At 58.9% G+C, this 20,869-nt stretch carries 27 protein-coding genes; 16 read left to right on the top strand and 11 right to left on the bottom strand.

The genetic code is table 11. The features are described from left to right. Positions 1-190: 190 nt before the first annotated feature. Both rssB and rssC read left to right on the top strand, forming a co-directional pair. Positions 191-1,372 carry a two-component system response regulator RssB gene (gene rssB / locus HX846_RS05920; protein WP_017477221.1) on the top strand — a complete coding sequence of 394 codons (1,182 nt, stop codon included), beginning with the start codon at positions 191-193 and terminating at the stop codon, positions 1,370-1,372. Beyond that, positions 1,372-1,854, top strand: coding sequence for an anti-sigma factor antagonist RssC (gene rssC, locus HX846_RS05915; protein ID WP_003218919.1), 483 nt, complete (start codon positions 1,372-1,374; stop codon positions 1,852-1,854). The genes rssB and rssC overlap by 1 nt, the downstream gene beginning before the upstream one ends. 198 nt (positions 1,855-2,052) lie before the next feature. On the opposite strand, the gene tal is transcribed toward rssC, so the two are convergent. Continuing rightward, the gene (tal, locus tag HX846_RS05910) at positions 2,053-2,979 is read right to left on the bottom strand and encodes a transaldolase (RefSeq protein ID WP_008437618.1); all 927 of its coding nucleotides are present in this window, start codon (positions 2,977-2,979) and stop codon (positions 2,053-2,055) included. Between the two features lie 302 nt (positions 2,980-3,281). Beyond that, a complete protein-coding gene (gene dusA / locus HX846_RS05905) occupies positions 3,282-4,292 on the bottom strand; it encodes a tRNA dihydrouridine(20/20a) synthase DusA (RefSeq protein ID WP_178965124.1) in 1,011 nt (336 codons plus the stop codon). A gap of 102 nt (positions 4,293-4,394) precedes the next feature. Between dusA and HX846_RS05900 the strand changes: the two genes are divergently transcribed. Beyond that, the gene (locus HX846_RS05900) at positions 4,395-5,519 is read left to right on the top strand and encodes a tyrosine-type recombinase/integrase (protein ID WP_178965123.1); all 1,125 of its coding nucleotides are present in this window, start codon (positions 4,395-4,397) and stop codon (positions 5,517-5,519) included. Position 5,520: 1 nt separating this feature from the next. Here HX846_RS05900 and HX846_RS05895 read toward each other — a convergent pair whose 3' ends face one another. The 6 genes from HX846_RS05895 to HX846_RS05870 all read right to left on the bottom strand — a co-directional run bounded on the left by HX846_RS05895 (position 5,521) and on the right by HX846_RS05870 (position 10,060). Beyond that, on the bottom strand, positions 5,521-5,796 hold the full coding sequence (locus tag HX846_RS05895) for a pyocin activator PrtN family protein (RefSeq protein WP_178965122.1): 276 nt from the start codon (positions 5,794-5,796) through the stop codon (positions 5,521-5,523). 199 nt (positions 5,797-5,995) lie between these two features. Then, positions 5,996-8,794: a toprim domain-containing protein gene (locus HX846_RS05890; RefSeq protein ID WP_178965121.1), complete on the bottom strand. Its 2,799-nt coding sequence runs from the start codon at positions 8,792-8,794 to the stop codon at positions 5,996-5,998. A gap of 4 nt (positions 8,795-8,798) precedes the next feature. After that, complete coding sequence (locus HX846_RS05885; RefSeq protein WP_178965120.1) at positions 8,799-9,032, bottom strand: hypothetical protein; 234 nt, start codon at positions 9,030-9,032, stop codon at positions 8,799-8,801. Between the two features lie 91 nt (positions 9,033-9,123). After that, positions 9,124-9,342, bottom strand: a complete 219-nt coding sequence (locus tag HX846_RS05880) for a hypothetical protein (RefSeq protein ID WP_178965119.1) — start codon at positions 9,340-9,342, stop codon at positions 9,124-9,126. Beyond that, positions 9,339-9,818 (bottom strand): YmfL family putative regulatory protein, encoded by a 480-nt coding sequence (locus HX846_RS05875; RefSeq protein WP_306173110.1) that lies wholly within the window; start codon positions 9,816-9,818, stop codon positions 9,339-9,341. The genes HX846_RS05880 and HX846_RS05875 overlap by 4 nt, the downstream gene beginning before the upstream one ends. A 29-nt stretch (positions 9,819-9,847) precedes the next feature. Then, positions 9,848-10,060 (bottom strand): DNA-binding protein, encoded by a 213-nt coding sequence (locus HX846_RS05870; protein ID WP_106576223.1) that lies wholly within the window; start codon positions 10,058-10,060, stop codon positions 9,848-9,850. 42 nt (positions 10,061-10,102) lie between these two features. Between HX846_RS05870 and HX846_RS05865 the strand changes: the two genes are divergently transcribed. Then, positions 10,103-10,495, top strand: coding sequence for a helix-turn-helix transcriptional regulator (locus tag HX846_RS05865; RefSeq protein WP_256739780.1), 393 nt, complete (start codon positions 10,103-10,105; stop codon positions 10,493-10,495). A gap of 75 nt (positions 10,496-10,570) precedes the next feature. Continuing rightward, entirely contained in the window at positions 10,571-10,756 is a 186-nt protein-coding gene (locus HX846_RS05860; RefSeq protein WP_178965117.1) for a hypothetical protein, read from the top strand. A gap of 38 nt (positions 10,757-10,794) precedes the next feature. Here the strand turns inward: HX846_RS05860 and HX846_RS05855 are convergent, their stop codons facing one another. From HX846_RS05855 to HX846_RS05845, 3 genes are all read right to left on the bottom strand, one after another. Continuing rightward, positions 10,795-11,052, bottom strand: a complete 258-nt coding sequence (locus HX846_RS05855; protein ID WP_178965116.1) for an ogr/Delta-like zinc finger family protein — start codon at positions 11,050-11,052, stop codon at positions 10,795-10,797. Between the two features lie 74 nt (positions 11,053-11,126). Next, entirely contained in the window at positions 11,127-11,969 is an 843-nt protein-coding gene (locus HX846_RS05850) for a phage portal protein (RefSeq protein ID WP_256739781.1), read from the bottom strand. Continuing rightward, a complete protein-coding gene (locus HX846_RS05845; RefSeq protein WP_178965115.1) occupies positions 11,908-13,959 on the bottom strand; it encodes a terminase large subunit domain-containing protein in 2,052 nt (683 codons plus the stop codon). Before HX846_RS05845 ends, HX846_RS05850 begins: the two co-directional genes overlap by 62 nt. A 163-nt stretch (positions 13,960-14,122) precedes the next feature. Between HX846_RS05845 and HX846_RS05840 the strand changes: the two genes are divergently transcribed. The 11 genes from HX846_RS05840 to HX846_RS05790 form a co-directional block, all read left to right on the top strand. Next, on the top strand, positions 14,123-15,040 hold the full coding sequence (locus HX846_RS05840) for a GPO family capsid scaffolding protein (protein ID WP_178965114.1): 918 nt from the start codon (positions 14,123-14,125) through the stop codon (positions 15,038-15,040). A 1-nt stretch (position 15,041) separates the two neighbouring features. Next, positions 15,042-16,064: a phage major capsid protein, P2 family gene (locus HX846_RS05835; protein ID WP_099312194.1), complete on the top strand. Its 1,023-nt coding sequence runs from the start codon at positions 15,042-15,044 to the stop codon at positions 16,062-16,064. Beyond that, complete coding sequence (gene gpM / locus HX846_RS05830; RefSeq protein WP_178965113.1) at positions 16,061-16,786, top strand: phage terminase small subunit; 726 nt, start codon at positions 16,061-16,063, stop codon at positions 16,784-16,786. The genes HX846_RS05835 and gpM overlap by 4 nt, the downstream gene beginning before the upstream one ends. A gap of 98 nt (positions 16,787-16,884) precedes the next feature. After that, entirely contained in the window at positions 16,885-17,346 is a 462-nt protein-coding gene (locus HX846_RS05825; protein ID WP_178965112.1) for a head completion/stabilization protein, read from the top strand. Next, positions 17,343-17,789 carry a phage tail protein gene (locus HX846_RS05820; RefSeq protein WP_178965111.1) on the top strand — a complete coding sequence of 149 codons (447 nt, stop codon included), beginning with the start codon at positions 17,343-17,345 and terminating at the stop codon, positions 17,787-17,789. The genes HX846_RS05825 and HX846_RS05820 overlap by 4 nt, the downstream gene beginning before the upstream one ends. Then, complete coding sequence (locus HX846_RS05815; protein WP_178965110.1) at positions 17,779-18,459, top strand: virion morphogenesis protein; 681 nt, start codon at positions 17,779-17,781, stop codon at positions 18,457-18,459. The genes HX846_RS05820 and HX846_RS05815 overlap by 11 nt, the downstream gene beginning before the upstream one ends. A gap of 11 nt (positions 18,460-18,470) precedes the next feature. Next, positions 18,471-19,586 carry a DUF2586 domain-containing protein gene (locus HX846_RS05810; protein ID WP_178965109.1) on the top strand — a complete coding sequence of 372 codons (1,116 nt, stop codon included), beginning with the start codon at positions 18,471-18,473 and terminating at the stop codon, positions 19,584-19,586. Positions 19,587-19,592: 6 nt separating this feature from the next. Continuing rightward, positions 19,593-20,042, top strand: coding sequence for a phage protein (locus tag HX846_RS05805; protein WP_063033545.1), 450 nt, complete (start codon positions 19,593-19,595; stop codon positions 20,040-20,042). Then, positions 20,042-20,260: a TraR/DksA family transcriptional regulator gene (locus tag HX846_RS05800; RefSeq protein WP_063033544.1), complete on the top strand. Its 219-nt coding sequence runs from the start codon at positions 20,042-20,044 to the stop codon at positions 20,258-20,260. The genes HX846_RS05805 and HX846_RS05800 overlap by 1 nt, the downstream gene beginning before the upstream one ends. Further along, a complete protein-coding gene (locus tag HX846_RS05795; protein ID WP_063033543.1) occupies positions 20,257-20,463 on the top strand; it encodes a hypothetical protein in 207 nt (68 codons plus the stop codon). Before HX846_RS05800 ends, HX846_RS05795 begins: the two co-directional genes overlap by 4 nt. Further along, positions 20,460-20,869, top strand: a 410-nt coding sequence (locus tag HX846_RS05790; RefSeq protein WP_178965108.1) for a lysozyme, incomplete at its 3' end; no start/stop codon positions are given. The genes HX846_RS05795 and HX846_RS05790, both read left to right, overlap by 4 nt.

The raw sequence follows: 20,869 nt of genomic DNA, 5'->3' as shown, positions 1-20,869 counted from the left end.
GCCGTGAGCTTGAAACCCCTGGCGGATGGGAGTACCGTCTGCGCCTTAGAAGGGCACCTCTGCTTTACCTTTGTGCGTCGGCAATAACTCGGCGTTTTGTAGGACAGAGAGGCTAGAAAGCGAATCCAGTAGTAAGCCCGGCCATTGTCGAGCTGCCTACGCCAACCTAATTCTGGCGCCGTTTGCCCACATGCAGAAAACCAGTGCCACGCTGCTGATAATCGATGACGACGAAGTAGTGCGCGCGAGTCTTGCGGCCTATTTGGAAGACAGTGGCTTCAGCGTCCTGCAGGCCAGCAACGGCCTCCAGGGTCTCCAGGTATTCGAGCGCGACAAGCCCGACCTTGTGATCTGCGACCTGCGCATGCCGCAAGTGGGCGGCCTCGAGCTGATTCGCCAGGTGACCGACCTTTCCCCGCAGACGCCGGTGATTGTCGTGTCCGGTGCCGGTGTGATGAATGATGCCGTCGAGGCCTTGCGTCTGGGCGCCGCCGACTACCTGATCAAGCCCCTGGAAGATTTGGCCGTACTGGAGCACTCGGTACGCCGTGCCCTGGATCGTGCACGGTTGCTGCTGGAAAACCAGCGTTACCGTGAAAAGCTCGAAACCGCCAACCGCGAACTCGAAGCCAGCCTGAACCTGCTCCAGGAAGACCAGAACGCCGGTCGCCAGGTGCAGATGAACATGCTTCCGGTGAGCCCGTGGAGCATCGACGAGTTCAAGTTTGCCCACCAGATCATCCCGTCGCTGTACCTGTCGGGTGATTTCGTCGACTACTTCCGCGTTGATGAGCGGCGTGTCGCGTTCTACCTGGCCGACGTTTCCGGCCACGGCGCCTCCTCGGCATTCGTGACCGTGTTGTTGAAGTTCATGACCACACGGCTGTTGTTCGAATCCAAGCGCAATGGCACCTTGCCGGAGTTCACCCCTTCGCAAGTGCTGGGCCACATCAACCGGGGCCTGATCAGCTGCAAGCTGGGCAAGCACGTGACGATGGTCGGCGGCGTGATTGATGAAGAAACAGGTCTTTTGACCTACAGCATTGGCGGTCACCTGCCATTGCCGGTTTTATACACTCCAGACAGTGTGCGCTACCTGGAAGGGCGTGGTTTGCCGGTTGGCTTGTTCAATGAAGCCACCTACGAAGACCACATCCTGGAATTGCCGCCGACGTTCAGCCTGACGCTGATGTCCGACGGTATCCTGGACCTTTTGCCAGAGCCTACACTCAAAGAGAAAGAAGCCGCCTTGCCCCAACGGGTCAGGTCGGCGGGCGGCAGCCTGGATGGCCTGCGGCAGGTTTTTGGATTGGCCACGCTAGGGGAGATGCCGGATGATATCGCCCTATTGGTGTTGAGCAGGAATCTTTGATGAGTACCGGAAGAATCCAATTCGCCGAGCAAGACGGGACGTTTGTCCTGAAGTTTGTCGGTGAAGTGCGCCTGACCTTGTGTTCGGCGCTGGATGCGACGATTGAGCGGATTTTCACAGCCTTGAATTTCTCGGCGATCGTGATCGATCTGACCGAAACCCGCAGCATCGATAGCACCACCCTTGGGCTGTTGGCCAAGTTGTCCATTCTGTCTCGGCAGAAGGTCGGACTGCTGCCGACCGTCGTCACCACCCACGAAGACATCACCCGTCTGTTGCAGTCCATGGGCTTCGATCAAGTGTTCAACATCGTTGACCGCCCGATCCCGTGCCCGGAATGCCTGACCGACCTGCCGTCCCAGGACCAGTCCGAGGAAGTGGTACGGGTCAAGGTACTGGAAGCCCACAAGATCCTGATGGGCTTGAACGACTCCAACCGCGAGGCGTTCCACGACCTGGTGAATGCGCTGGAGCGGCACTAATTTCCAGCTGAAACACTGTCAAAGTGTGGGAGGGGGCTTGCTCCCGAAAGCGGCGGGTCAGTAGTGAATGTAGCGACTGACGCCTGTATTCGGGAGCAAGCCCCCTCCCACATTTTTAACTGAGTTCGGCTCGAAATCGGCTAATACAAAAAAAGGGCGGCACCCTCACAGGTGCCGCCCTTTTTGTCGCCGCCGTTTTTAGAGCTTGGCGGTCAACAGCGCTTCGAGTTTTTCCTGGTCGCGGGCGAACTGACGAATGCCCTCGGCCAGTTTCTCGGTGGCCATCGCATCTTCGTTGGATTCCCAACGGAACTGCGCTTCGGTCAAGTGCACACGAGCTTCGCCCGCATGGCCTGGCGACAATTTGCGTTCCAGCTTGCCGTTGTCGGCTGCGAGTTTTTCCAGCAGGTCCGGGCTGATGGTCAGGCGGTCACAACCAGCCAGCTCTTCGATCTGGCTCAGGTTACGGAAGCTCGCACCCATTACCACGGTCTTGTAGCCATTGGCCTTGTAGTAGTTGTAGATGCGCGTCACCGACTGCACGCCCGGATCTTCGGAGCCGGTGTAGTCGTTGCCGTTGGCCTTCTTGTACCAGTCGTAGATACGGCCCACGAACGGCGAAATCAGGAACACGCCGGCTTCGGCGCAAGCCACGGCCTGGGCGAAGGAGAACAGCAGCGTCAGGTTGGTCTGGATGCCTTCCTTTTCCAGCTGCTCGGCGGCGCGGATGCCTTCCCAGGTGGAAGCGATCTTGATCAGCACGCGGTCACGGCCAATGCCGGCCTTGTCGTACAGGTCGATCAGGCGATGGGCGCGCTTGAGGACGGCGTCAGTGTCGAACGACAGACGGGCATCCACCTCGGTGGAAATGCGGCCGGGCACCACTTTCAGGATTTCCTGGCCGACGGCTACCGCAAAACGGTCGCTGGCCAGGCCTACATCGCCGTTGCAGTCGGCAACAGCCTCGTCCAGCAGCTTGGCATAGCCTGGGATCGACGCGGCCTTGAGCAGCAGGGAAGGGTTGGTAGTGGCGTCTTGTGGCTTGAGCTTGGCGAGGGTAGAAAAATCGCCGGTATCGGCTACTACAGTGGTGAATTGCTTGAGTTGTTCCAGCTTGGAAGTCATGGGCGTGCTCTGTCCTGTGGGTCTGATGACATTACCCGAGCGCTGACAGCCGCTCAAGGGCGCAAATGCATTCGATCGTTTGCGAGGGCAACAACCTGAAAACAGCCGTTTGAATCACCGGCTAATGCTCAATAGGAGGCCAAAACAGTCAGCAGGTTCAACCCAACTGCCCGATGACCACCCGATCAAACGGTGGGAGCAGCCTTGCCCCATCTTCCTGACATCCCCCCATCCAAATGTGGGAGCGGGCTTGCTCGCGAAGGCGTCGTGTCAGCCACCCAATAAACCCACTGACACCCAAATCACCGCCCCTCCAGCAACTCCCCGGCCTTATCCAGCAACGCCAGCGGATCACTGGCCTTATGAATATCCACCGACAACAACTGCCGAAACTTCCGCGCCCCCGGGAAACCCGTCCCCAGCCCCAGTACGTGGCGGGTGATGTGGTGCATCGAGCCACCTGTCGCCAAGTGTTCGGCTATATAAGGACGCAACTGCGCCAGCGCCTCGGCGCGGGAGATAACAGGTGCAGTGCTGCCAAGCAGCTGCTGATCCACCTCGGCCAGCAGATACGGATTGTGATAAGCCTCGCGGCCCAGCATCACGCCATCGAACGTCTGCAAATGCTCCAGGCACTGTTCGAGGGTCTTGATGCCGCCGTTGAGGATGATCTCCAGTTCAGGGAAATCCTGCTTCAACTGGGCGGCAACGTCGTAGCGCAAGGGCGGGATGTCCCGATTTTCCTTCGGTGACAGCCCTTCCAGAATGGCGATTCGCGCATGCACGGTAAAACTGGTGCAGCCCGCGTCCTTCACCTGGCCAACGAAATCGCACAGCTCGGCGTAACTGTCCCGGCCGTTGATGCCGATGCGGTGCTTAACCGTTACCGGGATCGAGACCGCGTCCTGCATCGCCTTTACGCAATCCGCCACCAAGGCAGGGTGGGCCATCAGGATCGCGCCGATCATGTTGTTTTGCACCCGGTCGCTGGGGCAGCCGACGTTGAGGTTCACCTCGTCGTAGCCGGCGTCCTGGGCCATGCGGGCGCAGGCGGCCAGGTCCGCCGGGACGCTACCGCCCAACTGCAGGGCGAGTGGATGCTCGGCCTCGTTATGGCGCAGAAAGCGTTCGTGGTCGCCGTGGAGGATTGCGCCGGTGGTGACCATCTCGGTGTAGAGGAGGGCGTTTTTGGACAGTAGGCGCAGGAAGAAGCGGCAGTGTCTGTCCGTCCAGTCCATCATGGGCGCAACGCTAAACCGCCGAGACAGTGCAGAGCTTGTGTTCTGTGGCTTAGTGACTGTTTTAGGTAGCATTTTTCTCTGCGAATTCTGGGCCGTTTTTAGGCGTTTTCAGACGTTTTTTAAAGGCCGGTGGTAAAATGTACCACTCACTTTCTCATTTGTACCACTGGAACGATGGCAACCATTAGAGCAAGAAAGAAGGCCGACGGATCGGTCAGTTATACGGTCCAGATCCGCCTTAAAAACAAAGGGGCCTTAGTCTACCAAGAGTGCCAGACCTTCGCCCGGAAACAGGCTGCCCAAGCTTGGGCTCGCAAGCGCGAAACGGAGCTGGCTGAGCCTGGCGCGATCGAGCGTGCAAACCGCAAAGCCGCGACAGTCAAGGAGATGATTGACCGTTATTTGAGTGAGATGGAGAAGGTCCGACCTTTGGGTAAGACCAAGCTCGCTACGCTCAAAGCAATTAGCGAGTCGTACCTAGGCAAATTGGACGACCAGGACATTAACAGTCAGGTGCTGGTGGAGTATGCGCTGTGGCGCATGGGTAAGGAGGGCGGGACTGTACAACCACAGACGGCTGGCAATGATCTGGCGCATCTGGGCGCAGTGCTGTCTATCGCTCGGCCTGCCTGGGGCTATGAAGTCGACCCGCACGCAATGACGGATGCCCGCCGGGTCTTGAAAAAGCTGGGGTACAACATGAAAAGTCGCGAGCGCGACCGACGCCCCACTCTGGATGAACTAGACCAGTTACTTACGCACTTTCAGGGTATCCAAGCGCGCCGCCCAACGTCGATCAACATGCTCAAGATGACCGGGTTCGCGTTGTTTTCAACACGCCGGCAGGAGGAAATTACGCGGATTCAGTGGACGGATCTCGATGAGGTGGGCCATCGGGTACTGGTGCGAGACATGAAAAACCCTGGCCAGAAGATTGGTAACGACGTCTGGTGCCATTTACCGCCAGAAGCCTGGGCAATTCTCCAAACTATGCCGAAGGTGCTGCCGGAGATATTTCCGTACAGTGCAGAGTCTGTATCCACATCATGGACCAGGGCTTGTCAGATACTTGGTATCGAGAATCTGCATTTTCATGACTTGCGCCACGACGGTGTCAGCCGCCTGTTCGAAATGGACTGGGACATTCCTCGGGTAGCGAGTGTATCGGGGCATCGTGATTGGAACTCAATGCGGCGCTATACCCACCTTCGCGGACGCGGGGATGCATACGAAAATTGGAAGTGGTTGGAAAAAGTCCTACAGGCGCCCGTAAAGCTGGGCGCCAGGACGCTTAAGTGAATTAGCTACCGCGTGGCGCGCTGTTCAACTGATTGCTCTCTTTGACGGCTGCGGCGCGTTGCGCATCTAGGTATTCGGAAAGGTCCGTGATGTGAATGCCCTTTGCGCTTTTTTGGCTTGGCTCCATACGAGTGATAGGAATCTTGATTTGCCCGGCCCCCACTTTGCGCTGGAACATGTCGGTGGTTAGATGAGTGAAGTAGTCCTTACATACTCGATCCAAGGGAATGACCACCTGACCGTTGTATTGGGCCATCAAGACAAATAACGTTTTCATTGTGTTGCTCCATCAAGTGAGAAAGTCCGAACAGTTCTGTCGTTCCTAGTCGATGGATGGTCAGCTAATAGTTGAGCCACAACGGCGAACTCATCCACATTCATCCATTCCATCCGGTTCTGTATCTCCTGCAGCCTGCTCGTCTTGCTGTCACCAGCATTGTCCATAAAAACTTGGATTTGCATCGTTGTAGCCTCCCTTACGCTTTGAAAATCCAGCACTTGACTGTCGTGGGGCGACCTGGCGCCAGTGGTGTTTTGCTGTTCATCGCAGTGCGAACTGCGCTGTGTACCGCCTTGTTGCTGTCTAGAAACTTGCGGGAACGTGACTCTTTAAGCAGATCGCGTAACGTAGCCACGTCGGCTAACTTCTGTTTGTGTTCAGCGGCGCGCTCGCTAAATTCGTTGAGGTTGATAGCTATCACGGTGGGGTCGCTGCTGTGGTTCACCACCGGGTCTTCGCTCAAGGATTCGAGGTAGTCGTACACCTCCCAAAACTCGGCCACGGCCGAATGGTCGGAACTGATCGAGGCCTGGCGTTCGATGGCCATCCGCACAATCTGGCGCTGGGTGGCAGCGACTTGGGGGTCGCTTAATTTCAGCAGCAGGCGCAGGCAATCCAACAGCGAGAGCAGTTGCGCGTGGTTCTTGCTGATGCGCTCGACACGGAGGTAACCGCGCAAGTCATAGCCGCAACTGCTGCAGTTGCCCTGATCGCTGGTATAGGCGGTGCCGCAGGCAAAGCATTGGGTATGGAGGCGACGCAGCTTCGCTTCGTGTTCGGGCATACGCTGGGCGAACAGCTCAAGCACCTCGGACTCTTTGCCTACAGCCCGCAATAAGAAGTGGCTGAGGGTGCCGCCGTCCAAAGCGTTTAACTGATCAGCTGCAGCGCGGCTTTCTGGTGTTACGGTCGGGCGTACAAAGTGCAGTTTCACAATTCGCGTCATAATCGCTTCGTGAGCGACCACGGCCGCGTTCTGGCTGATTGCGATCGTTCCCCGGAATGGTGGCTCGTACGTCTCGTTACCGGCCGTCTTGACGCCCTTCGTAGCCAGGGTTCCCCCGCCGAAGAAGTCTTTCAGCTCGTCCCACTCAAAGGTTTTAGCGTGCGCTCGATCATCGCTGTGGCGATCTGCTTCCAGGAACACAACCGGCATGCCAGAGACCTGGCCCATCAGGCGCGAGCGTCCGGCCTTGGTCGATTTCATGGGGTCGAAGCCCTCATAGCCTTCGCGGCCGAGTAACTTCCATAGCAGGTTCAGCAGGGTGGTTTTACCGGCGCCGGCCTCACCGGTGGCCTCTAGGAACGGGAAGGACTGGTAACGGGCGCGGATCTGTTCGCAGAACAGCGAGCCGAAGAAGAACACCAGCGCGACGAAGCCCTGGGCGCCGAAACAGGTCCACAGCAGTTGCACCCACTTTTCATCAAAGCCCTTTGCTTCGCGCTGCAGCTTTATGGGGACGCCTTTCTGCAGGGTTTTCAGGCGCAGCTTGCCGAACTCGAAATAGTCTTCGCTGTTGACCTTGTAGGTGGTGCCGTCCTTGATCGCGATGTCACCGTAGACGTAGCAGGCGTATTCCTTGCTGTAGCCCACGTAGTCGATGGTCGACACAGTTTTGATGCCGAACAGTTGGTCCTTCATGAGCTTATCGAGCTGCTGGCCACTGCCGGTAAACATCGCACCTGCCGCCATGCCGAGCAGTCGCTTTTTGAATTCGCTCGCGGCCGACAGTTGGCCGCTGGTGAAAGTGTTTTTCACGCTTTCGGAGTCGTGCGGGAAGTCCACGCGCAGGTAGTACCAGGACTCGTCCGTTACTTCGTTGCGCTGGAAATAAAGGGCTTGCGGGTAGCAGTTGGCAATCTCCACAACACTGCCGGATTGCTGCAGCGCCTTTTCGCGCTGTTGTGCCTGGTTGAGCAACTGGTCGTCGTGATTCTCGCTGTCCTCGATGTCGGACATGGCCCGGTTGAACTTCTCCATGTCCAACTTGAACCAGTACAGGCGGTTGGCAAAGCCCAGGTGAAATTCCCCGCGCTTGTTCCAGTCGTACATCAGCAAGGCCTTTTCCGCTGCGCTCTCGGCCAGCAGCAGGGCGCCCTGGTGCCGGGCTTGCTTGAGGTCAGCAGCGATCTGTTCGGCGCGCTTGGTGTCGTCGTGGATGAAGCTCCAGCGCTGATGAAGATCGTTCCAGTCTGACTTGCGACCGTCGCGTTGCGGGATCTGCGCAGACTCACAGACGAAGCCCAGGGCACGGGCTTCGCGCACCCAACGTCGGGTGTAGGCGTTGGCGCTGGGCTCGTTATCAAGCGCCCAGACCAGCTTGGGCAACTTCCCGCCATCGCGGGTCTTAATCAGGCCCTTGAGTGAGTCACCAGGGAACGCATTGGACGACATTGCCGATACGGCCGCGATGTCGTTATGCACCAGGGCGATGGCGTCGAAGATACCTTCAACAATCCAGATTTCCTTGGCTTCAAGAAGGTCGACGCAGGGCGGGCACCACCAGACGCCGCGATAGCTATCCTTGGATTTGAAGCGGGCTTTCATCTTGCCGAAGCGGTGCGGCTGATCGATCAGGCGTTCCCACCAGCCGCCTTTTTCCAGAGCGAAGCGCACCGTTGCGCTGCCAGCGTTGTGTTCAGCGGAGTAGAACGTTTCCTGGGTGAACCAGCCCTGGATCAGCTCAAACCGAAAGCCCCGGGCGAACTCCAGGTAGGCGCGTGCAGTTGCGTTGGGATGCTGGTCTGTCGCCGGCGCTCGCTTGCTCCAGTCTTCGAACAGATCGTCGTACAGCTCTTTTACGTGCAGGGTGTGACCACATTTTTCGGGGCGACCACAAATCACCATCCATGGCGTATCAAAGCGGGAATACAGTTCTTTCTTTTTGCACTTCGGGCAGGTGCCGCCGCGCATGTAGTCGGTGCCCGTGCGGTGCTTGAGCCCAAAGTCGGCCTGAAGGCGTTGCAACACGTCGTGACGAAGGTCTTCTTTCATGGGGTTACTTCACTGCTTTGAGGCTGTGGGACAGGGCTGCCATGAGGCGTTTTTGCGCAGCCATGACCGGGATGTGGGCGAGAATCGCGCCGTGGCGCAGACCGGCCGCAACAAGGCGGAATTGGTCGGCGTACCAGTGTTCGTTGAGGCTCAAGCGATACTGTTCACGCAGCGCGGCCAGCAACGCCTCGGCCTCGGCTGGGGGCAGTTGTGTGGTGACAATTACGGCGTTTGCCATCGTTAAACCTCAATTTCGGGCGCAGCTCACCCAAACCCACGGATGTGGGGCCGGCGATTGGTTGGGGTAGGTGTTACGAGTTCGCGGAGCGTTAGCGGCGCGCCAGGTCCAACAACTCGATGTGGGCAAGGTCAGTCAGTTTGGTTGCAACCGGTTCGGCCACGTCGAGGTTCTCCACCAGATGAATAACTGCTCGGTTGCGTAGCGCCGACAGATCGCCCAGGTGTTCGGCCTGGTGGCGCTTAAGGAACGCCATGGCAGCGTTCTGCATACACTGCTTGTAGTCCAGGGTATTGGTTTGAGTGTTCATTGGCCTTTCCTAGACTTGGCACGGTAGAGATCGATGGCGGCATGAATTTCGGCAGTACGTGCAGCTATGTGCAAGACGTGCGCGTTCAGTATCAATTCGGCCTCGTCTTCGGTGATTACGCCGTCTTCGATAGCCTGAGCGATAACCTGGTCGACCGTGCCCTGTTTGGCTGAGGTCTGCACTGCCCGTGCGTACATCTCAACGTTGTCGAGGTTTTCCGGTTGGATGACCGGCACGAACATGCCGCCGTACATGGCCGCTACGTAGTTGGCCAGGTGCTGGGTGCCTGTGACTTGTTCCAGCTGATAGATCTGTAGGTCTGTCAGCGGACGGCAGTTATTGTTCTCGTAAGCGTGGTTATCAAACTTCTTGAGAGGTAGGCCGATGCGAGCGGCGGCGCGTTCGCGGCCACCTTCAAAGGTGCAAATAATTGCACTGACGACTTCACGTCGTGTTTTTAGAACCTGACTTTTCATCTTCTGCTGTTCCCTCAGTGCACCGGCCATTACTGTTCGATCACGCCGTCTTTGATTCCGAGTAATACGGCTGCGCGATGAGCCTCCCCACGACGGCATTGGCTTTGTCCATTCAGCACCGCATAAACGGTGCTGGGGTTGAGGTTGTTCCGTTCAGCAAAATTTCTGGCAGTCTGGCCACGCTTCTCCAAGGATGCACGCGCCTGCTGGCGAGCTTGCTCGGTGATGGGTGAGTTGGGCATAGTGCAATTCCTTGCGTTTTCGTGTGATGACAAGCGCAGGATGTGGCAAAAATCTGCCAATGTAAATATCTGGATGGAAAAATATTGACACTCTCCGAAGAGATTGGCGCAAGGTTGCGCCAACAGCGAGCCCAGGCTGGGCTGACGCAAGATCAACTTGCGGAACAACTTGGTGTCTCGAAAAGAACTCAAGGAAACTACGAATCTGGTGCCAGTGACGCGCCAGCCTCCTACTTGAGTATGGCTGCAAGCGCGCTCGGATTTGACGTGCTTTACATCGTGAGCGGAACTCGTACCACGCTGACAGTTGATGCGTTGTCTGAGGTTGAGGACAGCATTGTTCAGCAGTACCGCAGCATTCCGGTGGACGATCAAAAAGCCATCCGGCGCTTTCTTAAAGCCATCGCTGACGATGCTGCCAAAGGGGTGGGTTAATCCCTCCATTCCCGTCTCGCCACTCGCTTGCCCCCATATCACTGCGACAGCAATGGATTTAATGGAGTGGTAAGCATGTTGGATCGCACAAACGCGGATGTTGGTTACGTTGAAATGGCAGCATCTGCGCGGTATGAGCTTTCGCAAATCGAGCGTCGTCTGATTGGGTTGTATCGTCAGTTGAGCCTTCGCGACCAAGAGCAATTGCGCAGACTGACCGAAGCGCTGATAAGCAACCCGGATCATTCCGACGAAGACTGATCCCAGCGCCGCCGGCACTCGATTGTCGGCGGTTTTGATCATGCGATTGCCTGCGATCCGAGCCTTTCGAATAGCTCCCGCTGCTGGGCTCTAGGCATGTCTCGCAGACGATCAATCAGCAGCCTGTCGAACGTCTGTGCAGACGGGCTGAGTGTGTGGGAGAACGTGAGATTTGCGACCCAGCTGTGCCCACACTTCGCATCAAGGCACTGGCAATAAAGCTTCGCGAAGTCGGTAGATAGCACCTCACGCGACGCAATCCGGCCTTTGTGCCCGCATTTACAAGTAACTCTCATATTCCCTCCCCAGGGTGCAGCTATTTGCCACTATGGTCGCATGTAGTGCAGGATATTTCTCTATCTTTGAACGTTCAGATAACGCTTTCCCCTGAGTTATCTATCTTTTTCCAGTTGATGTGCCTGTCGCATCGAAGGCTGTCATTCAACTGACTGAACAGCTGACAGATCGGTCTGATCTCGTTGCTGGTGTACACGCGATCGATCTTCTCAATATCGCCAAAACCGCCGTTATTCTCCGGGATGATCCCGGCCAGGGCGGGGTTCATGCGCCAAGCAGCGATCACGTCATTGCGGGTAATGTTCTTCACCTTCTCCAGCTCGTCCTTGGCCTGGAAGTCGCCCACAGGGATGATCTGGATCGCGTTTTCCTTGCCGTTCGGGATGTTGACGAACATAGAGCGGAAGTTGCCCACGCCCTTGCTGGCGCTGATCTGTGCGCGCAGGTTCTCTTCGTCTTCCTCGGTCAGGTCCGGGTCGTTGGTGTAGAAGATGTAGCCCGCGTGCGCGCCGTTGCTGTAGTAACGCCGGCGGAACAGGGTCGCGGCTTCGTTGAGCAACAGCGCCTGCAGGCCACCCAGGTAGTCGGGCACGCCGTAGATGTTCTGTTCCACGTCGTAGTCCAGGACGTGTTCAATTTCGTCCTGGTCGAAGTCCATGAACTTGCTGTCCGGTAGCAGCATCCTGAAACCGCCGTCGACCTTCACGCGCATGTTGATCGCTGGCAGGTGCTGCATCTCCAGCACCTCGCCGAAGGCATTGGTGTCGCGATAGAAATACGCCTCGCCGAACACCATGTAATCCAGGCTCGCCCGTCCCATGGTCTGTGTGCTGCAGCCCTCGGAAGGGATGAACTCACGCAACAGCAGGTTGCGTTTGAACTTGGGAATGGCACCGTGGTGCGCGTTGGCGCGCAGCAACTTGGCCAGGCCCGCCCGCGATACCGGCGGTTTGTAGATTTCGCCGTCGTCGCTGAGAAACACCCCCAGATACTCGCCGATGTTGCCGGACAGCACCTGTTCGGGTTCCCCGAACGTGAACGCCCGCATGGGCTGCTGCTGTCGTACCTGCTGACTGGCTTGGGGCTTTCTGCGTTGTGGTTTGGGCATTGTTTCCGCTCGTGACGTAGCGGCTACGGCGCCGCTTGTTGGTATTCAGGGGTTCGTTGGCCAGGGCGTGCATGACGGCCCAAGCGATATCGGCGTGGCCGGTGGCGTCGGTGCGCGAAGCGCTGTAGGTGACCTGCCCGCTGTTGGTGGTGCCGCGCTTGATGGTTAGGAACGCCTGGGCGATGTCCGTCCAGCCGGCGTCCCACTCAATGCGGCTGCCCTGGATCGTGTCCTGGGCCTTGAGTACCAGGGTGTTTTTGGTCTCAAGGCTGTAGTGAATCGGCGTTGCCTTCGCGTAGAAGTCGCGCACCAGGTCGAATACGCCATAGCCCACGCCGGTAATATCGATCCCGATGTGTTGGACGTTGAAACGCTCGGTAAGCTTTTTGACCTGGGCGGCCTGGTAGGTGAACGAATGCCCCCGCCAGCTGTGCTTCTCCAGGATTCGAAACTTCGCCCCGGGCTCCAGCGGCGGGGCGACCACCACGCATGTGGCGTCGTCGCGGGTCCGGCTGGGATCGTAGCCAAGCCACACCGGGCTGTTGCCGAAAGGGCGATCCAGTTCTGGGTTGTAGTCCTCCCACAACGACAGATCGGAGTAACACCGCTCCAGATCCTTGAGGCCGAAGGCGCTCTGGCTGCTGTCGATGAACTTGCAGTAGAACAGTTGCTGGAATTTGTCTTCGTCGTACTCCAGCTGCAGTTGCTCCAGGTCGAACAGATCGCAGCCGCCGGCGATAGCGTCGTCGATGGTAATGGTCTTACGCCATTGGCCATCGGGGCACAGCGCGCCCTGGGTGTAGGCCGCCTCGGCGGGCCAGGTGCCGCCGGCCTTCTTGCCGCGCTTGCTGTTGCGGAATTCCTCCCCGGACCAGAACGGGTAGGCCTGGTGCGACACGGCGCTGGGCGTCGAGAAGTAGGTTTTGCGCCACTTCTTGTGGGTGCCCATGGCGCTGGCCACGGTGCTGAGTTTTTCGAAGTCGCGAATCCAGAAATATTCGTCCACATACACATGGCCGTGGTAGCCCTGGGCGGTGCTGCTGTTGGTGCTAAGAAACCGCAGTTCGGCGCCGTTGCTGAGCGCGATCGGGTTGCCGGTCAGCTCGATGTCAAACCACTGCTTTGCAAACTGGATGATGTAGCTGCGGAAGATTTCCGACTGCGAGCGGCTGGCCGACAGGAACACCTGGTTGTCGCCCGTTAGCACCGCGTCCATGAACGCTTCGCCGGCGAAGTAGTACGTCAGGCCGACCTGGCGGCTTTTCAGGATGTTGCGGATCCGGCACGTCAGCGGGTTTTGCTTGGCCGCGAACAGCTCCTGCTGATAGCGGTACATCTTGCTGATGAACTTATCCAGGAAGTCGACTTCGGTCAGCTCGCTGACGTCGTTTTTCACTTTCTTTTCGCGCTTCTTTGCACCGCTATCTCCACGGCTGGAGCGCTCGCTGCGTTGACCTGGGCGACGTTCCTGGGGCTCGCTGGCCGATTCCCCGATCGGTGCCGGCGCCGGTTTGACCGCCTGCTTTAACAGCCGCTCGCGAACGGTAGTCAGCCGGTCCAATTCGTTCAGCTCGTCCTTGGTCAGGCTGCTGGCTTTGTCCAGGAGGAGGGTGATTCGCCGGCCAACGGCGGTCAGCGGTTCTTCGTCCGACAGCATGTCCTCCCACCCACCTTGGCGGATCCAGTAGTAGACGATGCGGATGTTGGGCAGGTTGAGCTGCGCCTGAATTTCTTTGGCCTTACAGCGGCGCAGAAACAAGCGTTTGGCGGCTTCTTTAACTTCGGTCGAGTAGTACATGGGCCGCAGTCTATGCGGCGAAAACGCTGGAAACGCGGGGTTAAATTCCGCGTTTCTCCTATATGCCGAATCTAGGAGAAACGCGCATTTGAACCGTTTGTTTAGGGCTTGGGGGCTCCCTATCTTGGCGGCTCATTCAACCGATTGAGCGCAGTTAACGCCCATGCCCCGTTCCCTTGTTTCGTACTGGAAACGTGTCGCCACCAGCGGCACTACCGCCGATGGTCGCGAGATCCTTCCCCAGGAACTGCGCGACATCGCTGAAACCTACAAGCCTTCGAAGTATACGGCAGTGATCTGGTGCGACCACGAACGTTGGAGCGGTTCCCACGGCACCGTCTTTGCCGTGCGCTTGTTGGAGGAGGGCGAAGATCTGGAGCCCGGGCAAATCGCTCTGGAGGCACAGCTCAAGCCGAATGATCGCCTACTGCAGCTGAATGATCAGGGCCAAAAGCTCTTCTCCAGCATCGAGATCACCCCGAACTTCGCCGGCAGCGGAAAAGCCTACCTGACAGGTCTGGGCGTCACCGATGAGCCGGCCAGCCTGGGCTCCCAGGAACTCTATTTTTCGAAGCAGACCCACAAAAACTCTTTCTATGCCGCGTCCGTTGAACTGGGCTCTTTTGAGGCTGAGCCACAGAGCGAGGTCGGCAAGCTTATCGGCTTGCTCGCTGGCTTGTTCAAGCGCTTTTCCACGGATGACGAGCCCGTCGAACCCACCACCCCAAACGAGAGCAAACCCCCAATGGATGAAGCTACAGCAACGGCCCTTAAAGCCCTGCTGGCTCAATTGCTGATTGTCGCTGCCGGCATTCAGGCTGTGATTGAGCCCGTCGCGGAAGACGCCCCAGAGCCCGAAGCCGCCCCAATCGACGACGTAGCAGCAGCTGTTGACGATATCGTCACCACTGCCGAAGACGACCGCGAATTCAGCCGTAAAGGCAGCGCCACCAACAAGGCATTGCTCGCCAGCATGGCGAAGTTGGAGCAGCAATTTTCCGCACTGCAGAACACCTCGACCGGTCGCCAGTTGCCACGCAATCCAGGCCCGGTAAACACCCCACGACGCAAGGTGCTCTGACATGGCCCAGCCATTAAGCGCCCGTGGCGCCAAACAATATGCCGAGCTGCAGGCCGCAATCGCCGAAGCCTATGGTGTTGAACGATCGAGCCGCATGTTCAGTGTTGAACCGTCGATTGCTCAGGAGCTGAACGACGCGATCACCGCTAAGGCCGACTTCTTGGAGCGCATCAACGTCACCCCGGTCAGCGAGATCAAAGGTGAGAAGGTGTTCATCGGTGTGAACGGCCCGGTCACTGGCCGCACCAACACCAAGACAACCGATCGCGAAGCCAAGGACGCATCGGCGCTGGATAACACCCAATACGAACTGGCTGATACACAGTCGGACGTTGGTCTTCCGTATGCCAAAATCGACGCCTGGGCGAAGTTTCCAGACTTCAAAGAGCGCTACTCCGCCGCCGTGCAGAAGCGTATCGCACAAGATCGGATCGTTATCGGCTTCCACGGCACTCACGCTGCTGTTGATACTGATCTGGAAAAATTCCCCAAGCTGCAGGACGTGAACAAAGGCTGGCTGCAGCAACTTCGCGAGCAGGCCCCGCAGCAGGTGCTCAAAGAGGGCAAGACTGCCGGTAAGGTTACGCTGGGCGCCGGTGGCGACTACGCCAACCTTGATGCCTTGGTGCATGACACCAAGCAGATGGTGGACGAGATCCTGCGCGAAGACGGCGACCTGGTCGCGATCATCGGCACCGATTTGCTCGCCGCTGATAAGGCCAAGTTGTACACCAAACAGGGCGACACCCCGACCGAGAAGGAGCGTATCGAAAACGCTCAGGTCATTGCGACCTATGGCGGCCTGCCGGCGTTCAGCGTACCGAACTTTCCGGTCAACGCGGTGCTGGTCACCAGTTGGGACAACCTCTCGATTTACTACCAGGACACTAGCTGGCGTAAGCAGACGATCGAGAATCCGAAGCGCTCCCGCGTCGAGGACTACAACAGCCGCAACGAAGGCTACGTGATCGAGCAACTGGAAAAGATCGCGTTCACCGAAAACGTTGAGCTGGTGGTCGCGTGAGCCTGGCCCTGGCGCACAAGCGCCGCACCCTGGCCTTGGGCAACACTGCAGTAGCGGCGCTCGCCGCTGCTGCAGGCATGGCCTATTCCCCGGCCGATGCGCTGAGCAGTCCCGCTAATGCGCGCAAGCATCTGCTGTTACAGGAAGCGGCACTGGATCAGGACCTGGCGCGAATCAGCGCTATCAACGGCCTGGCCGGACGCCAGGCGCTGAAGCGTGAAGAGCTGCTGCCCAAATACAAGGAATACGTCCAGCGCTACTGCGAGTCGGGGCTGAACTTCCCCAACCGTGTTGCGGTGCAGGTTTTGGTCTGGCTGTTCGACACCGCCCAGTTCGAAGACGCCCTGGAGCTGGCCGACTTCCTGATGGAGCAGGGCCAGGAAATGCCGGAGCGCTTCAAGCGCCGGGATATCCAGACCTTTGTTGCAGATGCCGTGTGCGAGTGGGCCTACGCCGAATACAACGCCAGTCGCTCTCCAGAGCCATACCTGTCCGACCTGCTGCCGCGTGTAGACGGCGAGTGGAACCTGACGGAGCAGATCCCGAGCAAGTACCACAAGTTGATCGGCATGCGCGCCATGGAAGCCGAGCAGTGGGAAACCGCGCTTAAGCATTTGGAGCGCTCCACTCAGCTTTATGCGCAGGCCGGCAACGACACCCGCATCAAAAAGGTTCGCAAGGCCTTGGCAAAACAAGCGGCCGCTAACCCGGCGACCGAATAACCGACTACCCCCCCCAGCGGGGACCTGTGGAAGTGAGCCGCCCATTTATGGACCGTCCCACTGAAAACAGGCTCTCCGCCCTATTTGAGCGCCCAGCAATGAGCTTTTCCGGGAAACCCACCACCTTTGTGGAGCAGACAATCGAGAACGACGGCTTTTGGCCGAACCTTTCCCTGTCTGAATTCCAGAAGGAATACCGCCTGCCGGCGGAGTACCTGGTAGAGCTGCTGGGCGCTGATTTGACCATGGCCATGATCGAGGTCAACGGCGACCTGGCCAAGTGCAAGGCGCGCTGGCAGGCCTACGGCATCACGAATGTTGAGTCCGCGGACACGGTGCTGCTGCCGGAGCGTGCATTCAAGGTGAAGCTGTACAAGCGCGCCGTGTACTGCCGCACCAAGGCCAATTTGTTGCCGCAGTTCGCCACGGTCACCCGCAGGGAAAGCGCCGAGAACACCGGCAAGGAAGCCCCAGAGCGGGCTGAAACATTCTTGGCCTTCAGCCAGCAGGCCGTTCGAGCCCTGCAGGGCCGTGGCCGCATCACGGCGTCATTGCAGTGATCCAGCTGCAGGCGCTGACCGCCTACCTCATGGCCCGCAACTTGGTTGCCCCGGAGCAGTTCGACAGCTGGACCGAACAGGTCAGCCTGGAACTGATCTGGAAGCCCGACCGCGACGGCCTGCACATGAGTGACATGCGCTATCGCGCTGTGTTCTCCCTGGAGCGTTTCACCGATCACCCCGCGAGGCTGATGGCCCTGGTGGGCAGTTGGCTGGAAACACACGATCCCGATCGCCACCGCCACGACCTGCCGGCGCCACTGTTCGCCGTTGAGCCCCTGGACCAGGACAGCTTCGACGTGGAGCTGTCGCTGGAGTTCGTTGAGCCGCAATACCTGGCTGAGGATCCCGCCGGCGAGATCGAGGCCTTCAACAAGACCTGGGCCTTTGTGCCGTTCGATCTGTGGATCGCTGAACACGGCGAGGTCGGTCATGGCAGCTAGCCCGCTCGACCTCGATATCAGGGGTTTGCTCAACGTCGACGCCCAGTTGGCGTTGCTTGATCTGTCGCCCCAGTTGCGCCGGCGGTTGTTGAACAACGTGACCAAACGCGTGCGCTCGATGAGCCGCAAGCGGGTACGTGAACAAAAGAACCTGGACGGCAGCCCCTTCGCCGAGCGCAAGGGGTCTGCCAAGGGCAAAAAGAAGATGGAAGCCGGTCTGGCCAAGCTGCTGCAGGTCACCCGTGTCAGTTCCGATGAAGCCGAACTGGGCTGGAAAAACGCGCTTACCCGGTGGGTCGCATCCCAGCAGCACAACGGCGTCAGCGAGCGGCGCACCGCTGCACAGATGAGGCGCTGGAACAAAGTCCCGCCGGGAATCGCCTGCACCGACAAACAAGCCAAGCGCTTACGCCGGCTGGGGTTTCGCACCCGGCAGAAGGGCAAAAAGACGCTGACCAGGCCGTCAGTGGCATGGATTCAAGAACACGTGAACTACGCCAAGGCCGGCTTGCTGATCCGCATTTTGAACGATGAAAAAACCCAGACATCGGGCGCGCAAAGCTGGGACATCACCCTGCCAAAACGCCAGTTCCTCGGGGTAGAGACCGGGAGCGAAACCCGCGAGCTGGTTAACCAGGTCTTCCAACAAATCCTTAATTCACCCCGCTAACGAGGCACAGCATGGCACTTGGCAAAGTCAGCGTTAACAATCTCAATCTGGGCCAAGGCGCCGTGACTGAGATCGAACGCTATTTCCTGTTCATCGGTCCCGGCACGAAAAACGCCGGCAAATTGGTCGCGCTCAATACCGACAGCGACTTGGACGCCACTCTGGGCCTGCAGCCCAGTGACCTGAAAGCCCAGATCACTGCAGCGCGCCTGAACGGTGGCGATCGCTGGGCATGCCTGGCGGCGCCTATCGGCGCGGAAGGTGATTGGCAACCGGCGCTGGAAGCATCGCAACAACAGGGTTTCTCCGTAGAGGCTGTGGTTATCACCAAGCCGGTGACCAAGGGCGAAGAGCTGGCGGCAATGCACGACGCAGCTGTGTCGCTGAGCAACGTCTACGGGCGCCGCGTATTCATCATGGCGGCTTCCGCCGGCCCGACGCCGCTGCAGGCCTGGGACGAATACCTGCTGGACCAGAAGGCGATCACCGCCGACCTGGCCGCGCCCCGCGTCCTGGTGGTGCCCCAGTTGCATGGCAACGACTTGGGCGTGTTGGCCGGTCGCCTGGCCAACGCAGCAGTAAGTATTGCTGACAGCCCTATGCGTGTGGCCACCGGTGCCGTTCTCGGCCTCGGTAGTGTGCCAGCGGACAAGGAGGGGATTCCTTTACCGTCCTCGATCCGTGCCGAGCTGGATAAGGCCCGCTTTTCCGTCTCTCAGACCTACCCCGATTACCCAGGCGTGTACTGGGGCGACGGCAACATGTTGGACACCCCGGCCAGCGACTACCAGGTCATTGAATACCTGCGCCTGGCCGACAAGGCGGCGCGCCTGGTGCGTCCGCTGCTGATCCTTCGCGTGGCCGATCGCCGGTTGAACAGCACCCCCAACAGCATGGCCGTGAACATCAACGCGCTGATGGCGCCCCTGCGCCGTATGGCCAAGTCGGTGAAGTTCGCCGGCCAGGTGTTCCCGGGCGAAATCGAGTCGCCGAAGGATGGCGACATCGTGCTGGTCTGGAAGAGCAAAACCGCCGTAGAGGCGTTCATCAAGCTCAAGCCCCACAACTGCCCGAAAGACCTCATGGCGAACATCGCCCTGGACCTTTCCAACGACGATTCGGAGTAACCCCCCATGTCACGTATTGGCGGCAAGAACTTTGACGTGAACCTGGGCGACCTGCTGGTTCACGTCGAAAGCTGCACCCTGGATATCACCGACAACAGCAAAACCGCGCAAACCCGGGGCGTACCCGATGGCTACGTCGACGGCGATGTGGCGGCTGCTGGCGATCTGGAGCTGGATTCCACCAACTTCAATCTGTTGATCGAGGCGGCGCGCAGTGCAGGCAGCTTTCGCAAGCTGCCGCCCTTCGACACGGTGTTTTTTGCCAAGGCCGGCGACGACGAGCTGCGCATTGAGGCCTTCGGCTGCAAGTTGAAGGTCTCCAGCCTGCTGAGCATTGATCCCAAGGGCGGCGAGAAGACCAAGCACAAGGTGCCGTTTGAGGTCACCAGCCCGGACTTTATCCGCATCAACGGCGTGCCGTACCTCGACGCTACCGAGATCGAGGGCCTGAGCTGATGACTTGCCCGTTCGACCGCGCCCAAGCCCTGGAACAACGTCAGCGGGACCAGGCTATCAACGCCCAGTTGGCCCAGGCCCGGCGTGAGTCAGCGGGCCCAAGCCTTACACATTGCCAGGACTGTAATAACGAGATTCCTGCAGCGCGCCAGGCGCTCGGCGGCAAAACCCGCTGCGTTCTGTGCCAGTCCTTTTTCGAGAAAGGAGTGCAGCGATGAGCACGAATCAGGCGGCCCAGGACACCGCCATCGCACTGGCGAAGGCGTCACCTGCGATCGGTGTAGCGGCAACTGGAGCGACAGGGGCCGTCGACTGGTCGGCTGTCGCCTACATGCTGACTGCCGTTTACATGGTGCTGCAGATCCTGCTGTTGGTTCCGAAGTATCGCCAGATGTTGCGCGACTGGAAGGTGAAGCCATGAGCCTGCGCGGCAAGATCGCCGCCGGCGCCATTGCGCTTTGCAGCTCCACGTTGGTGCTGTTCCTGGGTGCTTGGGAAGGCGACGGCCAGAACACCGTGTATGCCGACAAGCTCGCCCAGGGCCTGCCGACCGTATGCAAAGGCATCACCCGCCACACCAGTCCTTATCCGGTGGTGGTCGGTGACTACTGGTCGGATGCGCGCTGCAGCGAGGTGGAACAGCTGGTGATCAGCAAGGGCCAGTTGCAGTTGGCCGACTGCATCACCAACCAGGACGTGGGCCAGAGCACCTTCGACGCGCTGAGCAGCCATAGCCACAACTTCGGCGTGCCCAGCACCTGCGCCAGTCGGGCCGTCGCGCTGATCAATGTCGGGCGCATCAAGGACGGATGCAACGCGCTGGCGTG

This window comes from Pseudomonas sp. K5002, from assembly GCF_013386655.1.
Lineage (GTDB): Bacteria > Pseudomonadota > Gammaproteobacteria > Pseudomonadales > Pseudomonadaceae > Aquipseudomonas.
Note: the sequence above shows the minus strand (reverse complement) of the source record. Positions and strands in the feature narration are given on the sequence as shown.